14 protein-coding genes are annotated in these 15,301 nt (G+C 68.8%); 6 read left to right on the top strand and 8 right to left on the bottom strand.

Annotated elements, in window-relative coordinates; translation table 11 throughout:
- Positions 1–52: 52 nt before the first annotated feature.
- A complete protein-coding gene (locus E0H50_RS29295; protein ID WP_131293768.1) occupies positions 53–949 on the bottom strand; it encodes a LysR family transcriptional regulator in 897 nt (298 codons plus the stop codon).
- A gap of 81 nt (positions 950–1,030) precedes the next feature.
- On the opposite strand from E0H50_RS29295, the gene E0H50_RS29290 reads away from it, so the two are divergent.
- Positions 1,031–1,897 (top strand): DMT family transporter, encoded by an 867-nt coding sequence (locus tag E0H50_RS29290; RefSeq protein ID WP_131293767.1) that lies wholly within the window; start codon positions 1,031–1,033, stop codon positions 1,895–1,897.
- Here E0H50_RS29290 and E0H50_RS29285 read toward each other — a convergent pair.
- Positions 1,894–3,276, bottom strand: coding sequence for a ricin-type beta-trefoil lectin domain protein (locus E0H50_RS29285; protein WP_131293766.1), 1,383 nt, complete (start codon positions 3,274–3,276; stop codon positions 1,894–1,896). The two genes, E0H50_RS29290 and E0H50_RS29285, sit on opposite strands and share 4 nt — an antisense overlap.
- A gap of 60 nt (positions 3,277–3,336) precedes the next feature.
- Complete coding sequence (locus E0H50_RS29280; RefSeq protein WP_131293765.1) at positions 3,337–4,440, bottom strand: DNA glycosylase AlkZ-like family protein; 1,104 nt, start codon at positions 4,438–4,440, stop codon at positions 3,337–3,339.
- A gap of 204 nt (positions 4,441–4,644) precedes the next feature.
- On the opposite strand from E0H50_RS29280, the gene E0H50_RS29275 reads away from it, so the two are divergent.
- Together E0H50_RS29275 and E0H50_RS29270 are read left to right on the top strand one after the other, a co-directional pair.
- Positions 4,645–5,388: a hypothetical protein gene (locus E0H50_RS29275; protein WP_131293764.1), complete on the top strand. Its 744-nt coding sequence runs from the start codon at positions 4,645–4,647 to the stop codon at positions 5,386–5,388.
- 116 nt (positions 5,389–5,504) lie between these two features.
- Entirely contained in the window at positions 5,505–5,771 is a 267-nt protein-coding gene (locus tag E0H50_RS29270) for a GlsB/YeaQ/YmgE family stress response membrane protein (RefSeq protein ID WP_131293763.1), read from the top strand.
- A gap of 23 nt (positions 5,772–5,794) precedes the next feature.
- Here the strand turns inward: E0H50_RS29270 and E0H50_RS29265 are convergent, their stop codons facing one another.
- The 5 genes from E0H50_RS29265 to E0H50_RS29245 all read right to left on the bottom strand — a co-directional run bounded on the left by E0H50_RS29265 (position 5,795) and on the right by E0H50_RS29245 (position 11,400).
- Complete coding sequence (locus E0H50_RS29265) at positions 5,795–8,164, bottom strand: glycoside hydrolase family 65 protein (RefSeq protein WP_131293762.1); 2,370 nt, start codon at positions 8,162–8,164, stop codon at positions 5,795–5,797.
- Complete coding sequence (locus E0H50_RS29260; protein ID WP_131293761.1) at positions 8,165–8,917, bottom strand: beta-phosphoglucomutase family hydrolase; 753 nt, start codon at positions 8,915–8,917, stop codon at positions 8,165–8,167. It abuts the gene before it with no gap.
- 20 nt (positions 8,918–8,937) lie between these two features.
- Positions 8,938–9,888 carry a sigma-70 family RNA polymerase sigma factor gene (locus E0H50_RS29255; RefSeq protein WP_131293760.1) on the bottom strand — a complete coding sequence of 317 codons (951 nt, stop codon included), beginning with the start codon at positions 9,886–9,888 and terminating at the stop codon, positions 8,938–8,940.
- The gene (locus E0H50_RS29250) at positions 9,885–10,298 is read right to left on the bottom strand and encodes a glyoxalase superfamily protein (protein WP_131293759.1); all 414 of its coding nucleotides are present in this window, start codon (positions 10,296–10,298) and stop codon (positions 9,885–9,887) included. The genes E0H50_RS29255 and E0H50_RS29250 overlap by 4 nt, the downstream gene beginning before the upstream one ends.
- 106 nt (positions 10,299–10,404) lie before the next feature.
- Positions 10,405–11,400 (bottom strand): acetylxylan esterase, encoded by a 996-nt coding sequence (locus E0H50_RS29245; protein WP_238151339.1) that lies wholly within the window; start codon positions 11,398–11,400, stop codon positions 10,405–10,407.
- Between the two features lie 156 nt (positions 11,401–11,556).
- Here E0H50_RS29245 and E0H50_RS29240 point away from each other — a divergent pair, with 156 nt between their 5' ends.
- From E0H50_RS29240 to E0H50_RS29230, 3 genes are read left to right on the top strand one after another with little or no spacing between them, the layout of a single operon-like run.
- On the top strand, positions 11,557–12,144 hold the full coding sequence (locus tag E0H50_RS29240; RefSeq protein ID WP_131293757.1) for a PadR family transcriptional regulator: 588 nt from the start codon (positions 11,557–11,559) through the stop codon (positions 12,142–12,144).
- 39 nt (positions 12,145–12,183) lie between these two features.
- A complete protein-coding gene (locus E0H50_RS29235; RefSeq protein WP_131293756.1) occupies positions 12,184–13,764 on the top strand; it encodes a sulfatase family protein in 1,581 nt (526 codons plus the stop codon).
- 21 nt (positions 13,765–13,785) lie between these two features.
- Complete coding sequence (locus E0H50_RS29230) at positions 13,786–15,300, top strand: ABC transporter substrate-binding protein (protein WP_131293755.1); 1,515 nt, start codon at positions 13,786–13,788, stop codon at positions 15,298–15,300.
- The last annotated feature ends 1 nt before the right edge of the window (position 15,301 follow it).

Genomic DNA, 15,301 nt, shown 5'->3' with positions numbered 1-15,301 from the left:
CGGACCCGAACCACTGCCCCGGGCGGGGTGACAGCGAACTGCCGCGAGGCTATCAAGCGCTCGGCCTGCGCACCGTCGCCGCCGCGGCCTGAAGGTTGGCGAGTGTCGTCCGCACCGCACGCCGAGCCGTCCGCTCCGGCCGGTGCAGCGCGTCGATGTGCCGCCGCGCGTGCACGCCTCGCATCGGAAGCAGCACGACACCCGGATGCGAGCGGGCTGTCCACCGCGGGATCAGCGCCAACCCGGCGCCGGCGGCCACCAGCTCGGCGACCACGGTGAACTCGTTCACGCGATGGACCAGCTCGAGCCGCCGGTTGGCCGCCGCACCGATCGCCTCGATCGTCGCCATCAACGGAAACCCGTCGTGCACCGTGATCCAGGGCTCATCCGCCACGTCTCGCGGCGACAGCGAGCGCTTCGACGCCAACTGATGATCGACAGGTACGGCGACGTCCAGCGGCTCCTGCAGCAGCGGCGTGACCGCAACGGTCCGCGGCCAGGCAGCGGCATGATCCAGCCGATGCGCCAGCACCACGTCGTACTCCCGGGTCAACGGCGGGAACTCGTCCTGCGGTACGTCCTCGTCGTGCAGGCTGACCCGCGGCCCGTCCGCCGCCCGCAACAGCGCAGGGAAGAACGCCGCGGCCGCACTGTGGAACGCGGCGACTGACACCACAGCATCCGGCTGCTCGGCGAACTCGTCCACCACCTGCCGGGCCCGCGCCAGCGCCGACTCCACGTCCGCGGCGGCCCCGGCCAACGCGCGGCCGGCGGCGGTCAGGACGACCCGTCGGCCGTCGCGCTCGGTCAACGGCACCGGCATCGACCGCTGCAGCAACCGCAGCTGCTGTGAGATCGCGGACGGTGTCACGAGCAGCGCCTCCGCGGCCGCGGTGACGCTTCCCAGCTCACCGACTTCCCGGAGCACCCGCAACTGCCGTTCGTCCATCCAGATACTTTAGCTGCCCTACAGCGTTGCTGAAGACATTGGTACTTGGCTTCAACGTCACAAGCCTTCACCGTTGGACCCGTGCCCGGATCCCGCCGTACCGATCTCGTCCTGCTCCTGGTCGCCGTCGTCTGGGGTTCGAGCTATCTCGCCGCCAAGACCGCGACCAGCAGCGCGCCGGTGCTGACCGTGCTGTTCCTGCGCTACGGCATCTCCGCGCTCGCGCTGGTCCCGCTGGTTCGCGGCATCACCCGGAAGGAACTGAAGGCCGGGCTGATCCTCGGCCTCACGCAGGCGTCGGTCCTGGTGCTCGAGACGTACGGCGTGACGCACACCAGCGCCGCGAACGCCGGACTGATCATCAGCCTCACGCTGGTCCTCACGCCGCTGCTCGACGGACGCGGTCTACCGCCACGCTTCTATCTCGCGGCCGGGATCTGCATGATCGCCGTCGGACTGCTGATCTCCGCCGACGGCCTCCGCTCCCCCGGCACCGGCGACCTGCTGATGCTCGCCGCTGCCGTGGTCCGCGCGGGTCACGTCACGCTCGTCGGCCGGCTCGCCGTCGGTGCGCGCCCGCTGCAGTTGACGACAGTCCAAACCCTCGTCGGTACGGCGGTGTTCGTGGTACCCGCCGTACCGCACCTGCCGACGCACGCCGGTGTCGGCACCTGGTTGCAGATGGTCTATCTCGCCTTGTTCTGCAGCGTTTTCGCGTTCCTGGCCCAGACCTGGGCGGTCCAGCGGACGTCGGCCAGCAGGGCCAGCCTGCTACTCGGCACCGAGCCGATCTGGGCCGTTGCCATCGGCATCAGCCTCGGCAACGAACGCCTGACGGTCCCGGCGGTCGCCGGCGCAGTCCTGATGCTGGCCGGCACCACCTGGGGACAGTCGATCGAACGCAAACACCGGTTGGCCGGCCTCAGCCCGGTCGGGTTGGCGGCCTAGGAGCGGGTCCACTTCTGGTCGCCAGATCCGTTGCACGGGGCAACTACGACCGCAGCGCCGTTCTCCGTTCCCGCGGCGGTCAGACAGCCGGCCGCCGAGGTGACGGTCTGGTCGGCGTTGAGGTGCCAGACCTGGTCGGCGCCGCCGGTGCACGTCTCGATGGTCACGGCCGAGGCCCCCGCGGTCATGCACTTGTCGGCGTAGACCGTCAACTGGTTCGCGGCGGTGAGGTTCCACGACTGGTTCCCGCCGTTGTTGCAGTCCCACAGGTCGAGCGCCGTACCCGGGCTGGTCGAGAACCCCGGTACGTCGACGCACCGGTTGCTCGCGACACCGCGCAGCGGCTCACCCGGCGGCGCAGGCGGCTCGTCGTTCGTCGGCTCGCTCTTGAGCAGGCCCCAACCCCACCACAGCTGGTCGCGTCCGCTGATGCTGTTGACCTGGAGATCGGCCGGGCCGACCTGTGTCGTCATCGAGTACGAGTCGCCGGTGCGGAGGCCCGGCCAGTAGACGATACCCATCTGCTGCTCGCGAGCGACCTGGGTGAGCGCGGCCAGGTACGACGTGTAGACGTTGCCCTCGTGGTTGCCGTAGTTCAGGCCGATCGTCATCGGCGAGCCGGCCTCGTCGATGATCGTCCGCCAGCCGTACGTACCGATCCGCGGCCGCAGGTTCGCCAGCCAGGCGGCCTCGTTCGTGTCGGAGGCCCAGAAGCCGTAGAAGTGCAGCGACAGCAAGGTCCCGTTCAGCTCCGGCGCGGCGCCGACCCCGGTCACGTTGTCGTTGTAGCCCGTCCCGGAGATCACGATCCGCCCGCGCGGAACATCGCTGTGCCGCGCGATCCACGACGACGTCAGTGACACCCACTCGGTCAGCGAGTACCCGAACGGCTCGTTCATCGGCTCGAAGTACACGTGCGGGTTCCGCCGGTACGCCTGCACCACCGTGTCCCACATCGCCGCGTACGCCGCCGGGTCGTCGACCCGACCGTCCTTGGCGTTGTCGGCCTCCCAGTAGCTGAGGATGACCTTGAAACCGCCGGCCGTCGCCGCGTCGATCGCCGCGCGGTAGGAGCGCCACCAGTCGGTGCCGACACTCGACGGGTTGATCGGGAGCCGGATCGTGTTCGCCTTCAGTTCCTTGCGGAACTCCCCCACGATCCCGACGGCCTTGCGGTACGTCGTCGCGTAGTCGTCCGCCGTACTGAGTCCGGACGGGACGACCTCGTCGTTGGCGTAGTTGTCGCGCGGGTCGGCCCAGTTGACACCGCGGAAGTCGTTCGTGCGCGGTGGCCCCGCGGCGGCGCCGCCGGGCACCGCTGCGGACAGCGCGAAGAAGCACAGCAGAACGGCGAGGAGACTGCGGACGGTTGATTTCACCCCGCGATGTTTACGTAAACAGCCTGATCGGTCAAGAGGTCGGCACCGGTCCTTTCTGGATTACCAGAAAGGACCTAGTTCCAGCCGGAGCCAGCGGGCGAGGTCGCGGATCTCGCGGTGGACGGCGGCTGTGAGGGTCTTGGAGAACGGCTCGTCCTCGTGGATCGCGGTGACCCGGAAGACGCCGGCCTTGCGGTCCGACATCGCGTCGAGCTTCCCGACCAGTCGGTCGTTGTGCAGGATCGGCAGCGCGAAGTACCCCCACTTGCGCTTCGCGACCGGTTTGTACATCTCCAGCTGGTAGTCGAAGTCGAAGATCTCCACCAGCCGTTTCCGGTCGTACACCAAGCGGTCCAGCGGCGACACGATCGCCGTCCGGCCGGTGAACGGCCGGTCGAGCAGCTCCGGATCGATCCGCCATTCGCCGCGGACGCCATCAACGACGGCCCGCTCCCCCGCCTCGCCGGCGTCGAGCGGCTCACCCGGGCACGCCGGGCCCTTCGCCCGCAGCAGACCCATGGACCGCAGCCGCTGCTCGTCCCGCATCCGGGCCGCCTTCGCGATCGGCACCGGCGGATCGTCGGGGTAGACCCGGGACGCCAGGTCCCACAGGCGGTCGCGGCCGTCGCGGCCGGCGATCGCCACCTCGCCGCGCTGCATCATGAACTCCAGCAGCTGCGACACGTTCCGGTTGTTGGTCCAGCCGCTCGACCTCCACGGCCGTACGCAGGTGTCCGGAAGCTCCCGCATCACCAGCGGACCGTCTTGCCGCAACCGCTCGAGGATGTCGAGTCGGCAGCCCTCGTTCGCCAGCACCCAGTCCCGCCGGTACTCCTGCCAATCGAGCGGCTCCCCGTCGCTCGGCCATGCCGCCATCTCGGCCCGGAACAGCGCCAGCGTCTCCGGCAGGCGCACGAACCCGCGCAGCTCCAGCAGCTCCAGCGAGGCCAGCGCGTCGGCCAGCTCGGCCGGGTCGTACGACGAACCGAGCCGGCTCCAGGCCACCAGATCGGCGTTCGGGGCGACGTACGCCGTCTGGTCGAGCTGCAGCACGTTCAGACCGCGGACGACCTCGAACAGGTCCGCCGGCCGCTCGCTGGTCAGCAGTTGCGCGCGCACGGCGAGCCGCCGCGCATCGCGCTTCGACAGTTGATGAACGGTCACGATTCGAGGCTAGGGGATGGCGGGGACAGTATCCTGGGAGAGAATTTGGGTGTAACCGAGCAGGTGGGGACCTGGTGCTCGGAGTTTCAGGGGGTCATCGTGGCGGTACGTGGTCGGGTACTCATACCGTGTGCAGGAATTCTGCTGGCATCGGCGGTTGTCGCCGGTTGTTCGGTCGCCGAAGGTTCGAGTCCGGCGCCCACGGTGCAGCCGACCCCGTCGATCGTCCTACCGCGTTCACCGACGACGCTCAGACCCGCGACCGACTGCACCCGCTCGACCGAAGAACTGCCGACCGAGTCGGAGACCGGCGGCGTCCAGCTGACCCTCAGCACCGATCCGAGCCGTACGTCGTTGCTCCTGAAGAACACCGGCAGCTTGTCGGTCGTCGTCATCCCGGACGTGAACTTCACCAGCCGCTTGGTGGCCGCGCCGTACGCCAACCCGCAGGACCAGGCGTCGCGGGCCGCGTTGATCGCCGTCAACAACAGCGGCGCGAAGATGTCAGACATACCGCGATACGTGCCGCTGACCCAGGTGATCACCATCCCGCCGCAGTGGGCGGTCTGCGCGCTCACCGACAGCGTCGAAGAGACTGCGTCCGTCCGGTACCTCCAGGACCGGCAGTCCAGCGCGGAGTACTTCGTCACGAAGGCGCTCGCCGACCAACTGGCCGTCCGGACCAGCTTGGACAGGGTCCGCCCGGCACTCGTGCGCTGCGCGAAGAGCACCCTGATCGTTCTCGCGAGCCACCCGGAGATGTCGGACATCGAGTTGTACGTCGAGATCCTGAGCCCTCGGTCCTTGTGCCAGGCCGGCTACAAGGCCTTGCTGGCCGGCGATGCCGATGCGATCGAGCGACTCGAGGCCACGGTCATCGGACGGCTCGGCCGCGCGCCCCGGCTGCTCGCCAACAGCCGGCTGTTCAGCATCACCGCGCAGTCCTGACCACGGTCCGCACCCAGGGTCGGCTCCGGGTCCGGTCAGGGAGAACTCCACTGCCGTGCGCCCGAACGCGACGGCAGACTGGTGTCATACCGTTCGACTCTCGGAGGACATCAGCCATGATCGGCTTCATCATCGCCGGACTCGTCATCGGAGCGCTGGCCCGGCTCTTCACCCCCGGCAAGCAGAAGCTCGGCCTGCTCGCCACGCTGCTGCTCGGCCTGGCCGGCTCGGTGATCGGCGGGACCATCGCGAGCATCCTCGGCACCGGCGGCATCTTCGAGCTCAACGTGCTCGGCTTCATCGTCGCGGTGATCTCGTCGGTGCTGCTTGTCGGCACCGCCGAGTCGCTCGCTGCCCGCAACAAGAAGACCGTCACCCGCTGACCACAAGACCGTAGGGCGTCGGTCTAGCCGTCCTCGTTGATCGCCATCGCCGGCCGTGGCTCGCGGCCCGGCGGCTGTGGCGGCCGGGGCAGCAACGGCCGGCGCTTCTCCAGTGTCCGGACCACCGGCTGCTTCGCGGTGACCGTCAGCTCCTCGCCGGCGTGCCGGATCGTCATCGACGCGTCCGGCCCGTCGTGCACCGAGTACTTCACCGCGACCGGATCGATCTCCACCTTCAGCCGCACGCCGCGCCAGCGGATCGTGAAGCTCAGCCCGGCCAGGCCGATCGGCAGCGCCGGATCGAACGACAGGCTGCCGTCCCGTTCGCGCAACCCGCCGAACCCCGCCACCAGCGCGCTCCACGCACCACCGAGCGACGCCATGTGCAGCCCGTCGCCGGTGTTGCGGTGCAGGTTGCGCATGTCGATCAGCGCGGCCTCGTACGCGTAGTCGTAGGCCAGATCCAGATGCCCGACCTCGGCCGCCATCACGGCCTGCACGCACGCCGACAACGATGAGTCCCGCACCGTCAGCCGCTCGTAGTAGTCGAAGTTCCGCGCCTTCTCCTCGACGGTGAAGGCGTCACCGCACCAGTACGTCGCCAGCATCAGGTCGGCCTGTTTCACCACCTGGGTCCGGTACAGCTGGAAGTACGGCGCGTGCAGCAGCAGGGGGTACTTGTCCTTGTAGGCCTCGAAGTCCCACACGGCGTACCCGGTGAAACCTTCGGACTGCGGGTGCACGCCGAGATCCGCGTCGTACGGCACGTACACGGCGGCCGCCGCGTCCCGCCAGCCCGCCTCCTCCTCGCTGTCGACGCCGAACTCGCGCGCCTTGGCCGGGAACTTCGCCGCGACCTCGGCCGCGGACCGCAGGTTGCGCGCCGCCATCAGGTTGGTGAAAACGTTGTCGTCGGCAACTGCGCTGTACTCGTCCGGGCCGGTCACGCCGGGCAGATGCCAGCGGCCCGAGCGATCGTGGTGACCCAGCGAGATCCACAACCGGGCGGTCTCCACCAGCAGCTCCAGCCCGACCTCGTCGAGGAAGTCCTCGTCGCCGGTGGCCCGGTAGTACCGCATGACGGCTTCGGCGATATCGGCGTTGATGTGGAACGCCGCCGTCCCCGCGGGCCAGTAACCAGAGCACTCCTGGCCGCGGATCGTCCGCCACGGGAACGATGCGCCCTTGAACCCGAGCTCCTCGGCCCGTTGCTTGGCCATCCGCAGCGTCGAATGTCGCCAGCGCAGTGCGTCGGCGGCCGCGTCCGGCATCGTGTAGGTCAGTACCGGCAGCACGAAGCCCTCGGTGTCCCAGAACGTGTGCCCGTCGTACCCGGCGCCGGTCAGGCCCTTCGAGGGGATCGCGCGTCGCTCGGCGCGCGCACCGGCCTGCAGGACGTGGAAGAGCGCGAACCGCACGGCCTGCTGCAGCTCCGGGTGTCCCTGCACCTCTACGTCGGCGCCGTCCCAGAAGTCGTCCAGGAACTCGACCTGCTGCTTGGTCAGCCCGTCCCAGCCGGAGAACCGGGCGCTCGCGAGCGCGGCCGCGACCTGGTCCCGGATCGCGGTCTCCGACCGCAGGCTGGACCAGCCGTAGGTCAGGTACTTCACCACGCGCAGGCTCTCGCCCGGCTGCAGCTGGCAGATCACCGTGGTCCGCGCCCAGTCCTCGCGGACGTCCTGGTCCATCGCGTACCGGGCCGAGGTGTCCACCTCGTGCGACATCGCCGCGGCCATCAACTGCTGGCTGCGGGTCGTCCGGTGGATCAGGACGGTCCCGTGCTCGCCGCCGTCGTGGCTGACCGGCTTCAACGGGTTGTCCAGGACGGCGGCCACGCGCGGGTCGTCGGACAGTTTCGGCTGCGCCTCGTTCGCGACCAGTTCGGACTGGATCACGAAGCGGGCGGGCTGGTCGACGGGCTCCACGACGTACTCGATCGCGGCCACCGCGCGCTGGGTGAGCGACACCAGGCGGCGGCTGCGGACCTTGATCCGCTTGCCGCCGGGTGAGGTCCAGTCCACGTCGCGTTCGAGGACGCCGGTCCGGAAGTCCAGCGAGCGCTCGTGTTTGGACAGGTAGCCGTAACGGACGTCGAACGGCGAGTCGTCGACCAGGAGCCGGATCAGCTTGCCGTTGGTGACGTCGACCAGGGTCTGCCCGGACTCCGGGTACCCGTAGCCGGCCTCGGCGTACGGCAGCGGACGCTGCTCGTAGAACGAGTTCAGGTAGGTGCCGGGAATCGCGTACGGCTCGCCCTCGTCGAGGTTGCCGCGCAGGCCGATGTGGCCGTTCGACAGCGCGAACAGTGACTCCGCCTGGGCCAGCTTGTCCATGGCGAGCCGCGTCTCCCGCAGCCGCCACGGCTCGATCGGGTGGTGGCCTCGGTCGATCATTCAGTTCTCCACCTTCGACGACAGGAGTTCTGCGAGGTCGCGGACCACCACGTCGGCGCCGTGCGCCTTCAGCTCGTCGGCCTGGCCGACGCGGTCCACTCCGATCACGTGCCCGAAACGGCCCGACCGGCCGGCGGACACGCCGGCGAGTGCGTCTTCGTACACCGCCGCCTGCGACGGCTCGAGCCCGAAGCCCTTGGCCGCGGCGAGGAACGTGTCCGGGGCCGGCTTTCCCTTCAGGCCTTCGGTCCGGATCGTCACGCCGTCGACGATCTGCTCGACGTACTGCGCGAGGCCGGTGACGTCCAGGACCTCGCGGGTGTTCGCGCTCGAGGACACGACGGCCCGGCGGAGCCCGGCCTTCTCGGCGGCCTGCAGGTACCGCCGGGAGCCCTCGAACACGTGCACGCCCTCGGTCCGGATCCGCCGCTGCACTGCCTCGTTCTTCCGGTTGCCGAGGCCGTTCACGGTCATCGCGGACGGCGGGTCGTCGGCGGTCCCCTCCGGCAGCGTGATGCCGCGCGCGGTCAGGAAGTCCCGGACACCGTTGGCCCGCGGCTTGCCGTCGACGTACGCGTCGTACTCCGCGCGCGCGTCGAACGCCTGGAAGGCGATCCCGTGCTGTGTCGCGTAGTCGCGGAGGAACTCGTCGAACATCTCTTTCCACGCGGCTGCGTGGACGGCAGCGGTATCGGTGAGTACACCGTCCAGGTCGAACAAACAGGCCTGGATCCCCGTAGGTAGTCCCAGCATGCTCCCCACAGTAGCGGCCGCTAGGGGGTCAACTGATCGGGGAGGCCGAAGGCGGGGAAGCGGGAGTAGCCGAAGGTCATGATCTCGGTGATCTTCCCGTCGTCCACCCACAGCACGTCCAGCTTGAACGCCCGCCACACGGTGTCCCCCGGCCGCAGCAGGTACGACGCCGCGGCGGGCAACCGGTTCGCCGACGTCGGCACCAGCCGCCACTCGCCGTCCCGGTCGGGGCCGAGGCCGCGTTCGAACAGCGGCAGGCACGCGGTGAGGCCGTCGAACGACAACCGGTCGGGCGGCATCGAGATCCGCAGGTCCTCGGCCGCGATCGCGATCGCCGCGGCGGCGTCACACCGCTGGTGCGCGTCGATGAACCGCGCCAGCACCTCTCGCTCCTGAGCTGTCGGCTCCGGCACACTCCAGTCGGTACGCCGTGCCGGCAGCCGCTGCTGCATCGTCACCCGGGCCCGCTGGAGTGCACTGTTCGCCGCGGCGACGCTGGTGTCCAGCAGCCCGGCAGTCTCCGCAGCTGACCAGCCGAGTACGTCGCGGGCGATCAGAGCGGCCCGCTGACGAGCGGGTAACTCCTGGAGCGCGATCAGGAACGTCAGCTCGATCGTCTCCCGGTCCACGGCCACCACGTCAGGCTGATCGTGGGACGGAGCGACCTCGTCGAGCAAACGGTCCGGGTACGGCTGTAGCCACACCAGGTCTCGCGCGGCCGGCCGACGTACGACGTCCAGGCAGATGTTCGTCGCGATCTTGTAGAGCCAGGCCCGGAAGTACGTGCGCCCGTCGTACGTGTCGCGGGCACGCCAGGCCCGCAGGAACGTGTCCTGCACCGCGTCCTCGGCCTCGTCGTACGACCCGAGCATCCGGTAGCAGTGCACGTGGAGCTCACGCCGGTACTGCCCGGCCAGGGCGGCGAACGCGGTCTCGTCACCCGCGAACGCCGCCTCCTCCAGTGTTGTCACGGCCGGTGCCCTACCTCCTGGACCGTCCAGCCGTTGCCGTCGGGGTCCTCGAAGGACAGGAAGGTGCTGTAGTCCGAGCGCTCCGGGTGCAGACCGTCCTGCTTGCCCTGGGCGCCGAAGTGGAACGGCTCGCCGACCTCGACACCGCGCTCGACCAGCTCGGCCCGCGCCGCCTCGATGTCGGTCACCACCAGGTGCGTGCCCTGGTAGGTGCCCGGCGTCGCCGAGGTCACCCCGGTGCCGATGGTGATCGAGCACGCCGACCCGGGCGGCGTGAGCTGCACGACCCGGAACGAGTCGCCCGCCCGGTGGTCGACGTCCTCGGTGAACCCGAGCTGGTCGGTGTAGAACTTCTTCGCCCGATCCACGTCCGACACCGGCACGATCACGAGCTCGAGTTTCCAGTCCATCTGTGCCATCTCCTACGGCCTCCCGCGGTCACCGTCGGTCCAGTCCGACCGACATCCATGCCCGTGTAACGCGGTGCGAACCGGAAACTCATCGGCCGATCGATGACTATTTTCCGGCGGCCTCGAAGATCTGCGCGAACCAGTCGAGCTGGGCGAGCTGCTGGTACGTCTGGCCGCCCTCGTGGTTGTTGTAGTGGTAGACCTCGATGTCTTTCTGGTCGCACCCGTAGTGGTTGTACGCCGCGAAGACCGTCGACGGCGGGCAGGTGGCGTCCATCAGCGCGACCGAGAACAGCGCCGGCGCCGTGGCCAACCGGCCGAGGTTCACGCCGTCGAAGTAGCTGAGGGTGTTCAGCGCCGCGTCGACGTCGTGCCGGAACCCCTTCAGGTACCGCGTGATCTCGCCGTACGGGTCCTTGTCGGTGATCTGCAGCGCCCGCTGGAAGTGGCACAGGAACGGTACGTCGGGAGCGCAGCCGAGCAGCTCGATCCCCGCGATCGGGGCGAGACCGGCCGCGGCGATCGAGATGCCGCCGCCCTGGCTGCCGCCGCTGACGATCACGCGACCCGGATCCACGAACGGCGACGTCCGCGCCGCCTCGAGGGCCCGCACCGCGTCGATGTACACGCGGCGGTAGTAGTACGTCTCGGGGTCGGTGATGCCCGCGGTCATGAAGCCGGGCGTGTGGTTGAGACCGGCGTACGGCGTGTCGTCCGGCGTACCGTCGAGGCCGCCGGAGCTGTAGCCCTGGCCGCGGGTGTCCATCACGAAGTGCGCGTAACCGGCCTGGGCCCACAGCGTGGTCGCGTGCGGGAAGCCGCGGCCGCCGGAGTACCCGTGGTACTGCACCACGGTCGGCAGCGGGCCGTCCGTGCCGGCCGGGACATGCAGCCAGCCCTTCACGGGCGAGCCGCCGAAGCCGGCGTACGTGACGTCGTAGGTGTCGATCACCGCGAGCTTGTTGTCGATCGGGGTGAACACGGCGGACAGGTCGTCGGTGCGCGCCTTCTCGATGGAGCGGCGCCAGAAGTCGACCAGGTCGGCGGGAGCGGCCACATCGGGCCGGTACTCGCGGAGCTTGTCGAGGGAAAGGTCGAACATGGCCATAAGCGCCAAACCTACGCCCACGCGGCACCTGCCGGTCAGCGGTGTCCACATCTGGTCCTGTGCCGAACTCTTGACGGGGTATTCCACTTGTGGTGTCCTCACGGGTATTCCACTTGTGTCATACAGTGTCATCCAGGGCCGGAGGCGATCATGAAGCTCGAGCACATCCTTCTCGGCGTGCTGCTGATGCGCCCCAGCACCGGGTACGACCTCAAGCGCTACATGGACGCCCGCGGGACGTTCCTGCGCCCCAACACCCAGATGAGCCAGGTCTACCGCTGTCTGTCCTCGATGGAGGAGCGCGGCTGGGTCTGGCACACCGTCGAGCCGCGGCCGGGTGCCCAGGACGCCAAGACCTACCGGGTCACCGACGAAGGGATCACGGTGTTCATGGACTGGCTCACGGCGCCGTACTCCCCGACCACGATCTACACCCGGGACCCCGGGTTCTACGGGCGGCTCGCGTTCTGCGGGTTCCTCCAGCCCGACCAGGTGATCGAGCTGCTCGATCGGGAGATCCTCGCCCGGCAGCTGCAGATCAAGCGCTACCGCGACCGGGACCGGACCGTCCCCGGGGAGCCGGAGCTGCCGTTCGACGCGGAGCTCCAGGACTTCGTCGAGGAGCGGTCGCACGAGCTCGGTTCGCTCCACATGGACCAGCACGTCGCCTGGTGCATCGAGCTCCGCGAAGAGCTGCAGAGTCGCAGCTCCCAGCGGCGCATCCGCGCGGTCGACTGACCGCAGGACCACGCCAGTCGCCCCTTCAGGAGCACAGCTATGCCTACTTCTGCGTCGACTCAGCCGAACGTGCTGTGGATCAGCACGCATGACATCAACCCGCATCTCGGGTGCTACGCCGGGATCTGGCCGGGTGCCGAGCAGGCGTCCACGCCGCGTCTCGACGCGCTCGCCGCCGACGGGCTGCTGTTCGAGCAGGCCTTCGCCGCCGCCCCGGTGTGCGGTCCCTCCCGGAGCGCGATCGTCACCGGCTGCTTCCCGCCGGCGATCGGCACCATGCACATGCGGACGCGGGCCACTCCCCCGCCGGAGGTCCGGCTGCTGCCCGAGTACTTCCGGGCCGCGGGCTACTGGACCGGCAACACCGCGTTCACCGACTTCCAGGTCGACGTTCCCGAGCCGGTGTACGACGAACTCGGCGACCACGCGCACTGGCGGCTGCGGGACGACCCGGAGCAGCCGTTCTTCATGGCCTTCCACAGCCTGATCACGCACGAGTCGCAGCTCTACCAGGACGACGACGAGTTCGCCCGCAAAACAGCCGATGCGCAGCGGGTCGAGAAGGCCGACGTACCGCCGTACCACCCGGACACCGAGGTGTACCGGACGTCGTGGCGCCGCTACCTCGAACTGATCAGCCAGATGGACCACTGGGTCGGCACGATCCTCGACCAGCTCGAGGAGGACGGGCTCGCGGACAACACGATCGTGGTGTTCTGGAGCGACCACGGACTCGGGATGCCACGCGGCAAGCGGTGGGCGACGGAGCTCGGGTTCCGCGAGCCGTTGATCATCCGGTGGCCGGGGAAGATCGCCGCCGGGTCGAGGTACGCCGAACCGGTCGGGCTGATGGATCTCGCGCCGACGATGCTGTCGATGTGCGGCCTCGACGTTCCTGGCCACATGCACGGCGAGGTCCTGTTCGAGCGGCGCAGCGAGTACGTCGTGAGCGCCCGGGACCGGATGGGTGAGGCCGAGGACACCTCCCGCTCGATCCGCGACCGCCGGTTCCGCTACACCCGCCATCTGCATCCGGACCGTTCGCCGATGGGCCACACCGAGTACCCGGACAACCTGTGGACCTGGAAGGAACTCCGCCGGCTGTTCGCGCAGGAAGCCCAGCAACAGCTGGCGTTCGGCGAACCGCCGTCGATCCTCACCGACCTGCAACGCACGATCGTTGCCGCAAGCAAACGTGCTCCTGAAGAGCTCTACGACATCGACGCCGACCCGCACGAGGAGCACAACCTCGCAGGGTTGCCGGAGTACGCCGACGTACAGCAGCGGCTCGCCGACGCACTGGACTCCTGGCTGGAGCGGACCGGCGACCTCGGCCGAAGACCCGAACAGGACCTGCTGGCCGAGTGGCATCCGGACGGGCAGCGTCCGCAGACGGCCGCGCCCGAGGTCGAGAGCAGTGACGGCCTGGTGGCGATCACGTGCTCGACGGACGGCTCCCTCATCGGCTGGACCACCGACCCTCCGACGGCTGGCTCTGCAATCGTCGGAAGGCGCCGCTGGCAGCTCTACACCGCCCCGTTCACCCCATCCGCACCGATCTGGGTCAAGACCTGGCGGCTCGGCTTCCAGCCCTGCGCAGACGTCCCGATCGCACGTTGAATCGCACGTAAGGAGCCGATCATGCTCATCCGTCGCTGCAGCGCCCTCCTGGCCGCTGCCGCTCTCGTCGTCGGTGCCGGCGCCTGCTCGGGCGCGGGCGCCAGCTCGTCAGCGGCCAAGACGCTGACCATCGCCGCGGTCCTGGACAACAACTCCTTCGACCCCACCCAGCTGAACATCGGCAACCAGATGCAGTACTGGTCACCCGTCTTCGACACACTGCTGACCCGCGACAAGGACAACAAGCTGCAGCCGTGGCTCGCCACGGCCTGGAAGTACGACGCCGCGCGCACCACGCTGAATCTCAAACTCAAGAGCGGTGTGAAGTTCAGCGACGGTACCCTGTTCGACGCGACCGCGGTGAAGGACAACCTGGTCAACCTGGGCGCCGGGACCGGTCAGAACTCGTACATGAGCCGGTCGATCGCGACGTACCAGATCGTCAGCCCGACCGAGCTCAACCTGAAACTGAAGTCGCCCGATCCCGGGCTGATCGACTACCTGGCCAGCGTCGGCGGCGCGATGGCCAGCCCGAAGTCGCTGAAGGCGAAGGACGTCGCGACCACCCCGGTCGGCAGCGGGCCGTACGTGCTGGACAAGACCGGGACCGTGGTCGGCAGCACCTACACCTACAAGCGGAACCCGGACTACTGGAACACCGCCGCGTTCCCGTACGACAAGATCGTCATCAAGCCGATGACCGACCTGACCGCCCGGCTGAACGCGATCAAGTCCGGCCAGGTGAACGGCGCGCTCACCGACACGAACTCCCTCGCCGACGCCCAGCGCAGTGGCCTGACGGCCAACACCACACCGGTGAACTGGAACGGCCTGCTGCTGATGGACCGCGACGGCAAGCTGGTCCCGGCGCTGAAGGATGTGCGGGTCCGCAAGGCGATCAACTTCGCCTTCGACCGGGAAGCGATCCTGAAGAACGTCTCGCACGGCCAGGGCGCACTGACGACCCAGATCTTCAACACCGCCGGCGACGGGTACGACAAGGCGCTCGACAGCACCTACAACTACGACCCGGCGAAGGCCAAGCAGTTGCTCGCGGAGGCCGGCTACGCGGACGGGTTCGCGATCACCATGCCGGAGTCGCCCGGGTTCGCGCAGTACAACGCGATCATCGAGCAGCAGCTCGGCGCGGTCGGCATCAAGGTCAAGTGGGTGAAGGTCCCGGCCAACGCGGTCATCCCGGAGATCCTGTCCGGCAAGTACCCGGTCGCCTTCATGACGCTGGGCAGCCAGTCGGCGTGGCAGGACATCCAGAAGGCGGTCACGCGCAAGTCGCCGTGGAACCCGCTCAAGGCAGGCGATCCGCAGCTCGACAAGCTGCTGGCCACCGCTCAGAACGCACCGGCTGCGCAGTTGCCGGCAGCAATGAAGGCGGTCAGCAAATGGCTGGTCGACAACGCCTGGTTCGATCCGTGGTACCGCGAGAACAGCGTCTACCTGAGCGATGCGAAGACCGCGGTCGCCATGCAGGCCTACAACGTCGCGCCCGCCATCAGCTCGTTCTCCCCGAAGGAGTGAC

This window comes from Kribbella sindirgiensis, from assembly GCF_004331435.1.
Lineage (GTDB): Bacteria > Actinomycetota > Actinomycetes > Propionibacteriales > Kribbellaceae > Kribbella > Kribbella sindirgiensis.
The sequence above is the reverse complement of the archived record's forward strand: the minus strand, read 5'-3'. Positions and strand labels throughout refer to the sequence as shown.

Coding starts and splice junctions, on each gene's coding strand:
- E0H50_RS29295 (WP_131293768.1), bottom strand. CDS start 949: ATGGACGAACGGCAGTTGCGGGTGCTCCGGGAAGTCGGTGAGCTGGGA.
- E0H50_RS29270 (WP_131293763.1), top strand. CDS start 5,505: ATGATCGGCTTCATCATCGCCGGACTCGTCATCGGAGCGCTGGCCCGG.
- E0H50_RS29265 (WP_131293762.1), bottom strand. CDS start 8,164: ATGATCGACCGAGGCCACCACCCGATCGAGCCGTGGCGGCTGCGGGAG.
- E0H50_RS29260 (WP_131293761.1), bottom strand. CDS start 8,917: ATGCTGGGACTACCTACGGGGATCCAGGCCTGTTTGTTCGACCTGGAC.
- E0H50_RS29250 (WP_131293759.1), bottom strand. CDS start 10,298: ATGGACTGGAAACTCGAGCTCGTGATCGTGCCGGTGTCGGACGTGGAT.
- E0H50_RS29245 (WP_238151339.1), bottom strand. CDS start 11,400: ATGTTCGACCTTTCCCTCGACAAGCTCCGCGAGTACCGGCCCGATGTG.
- E0H50_RS29240 (WP_131293757.1), top strand. CDS start 11,557: ATGAAGCTCGAGCACATCCTTCTCGGCGTGCTGCTGATGCGCCCCAGC.
- E0H50_RS29235 (WP_131293756.1), top strand. CDS start 12,184: ATGCCTACTTCTGCGTCGACTCAGCCGAACGTGCTGTGGATCAGCACG.
- E0H50_RS29230 (WP_131293755.1), top strand. CDS start 13,786: ATGCTCATCCGTCGCTGCAGCGCCCTCCTGGCCGCTGCCGCTCTCGTC.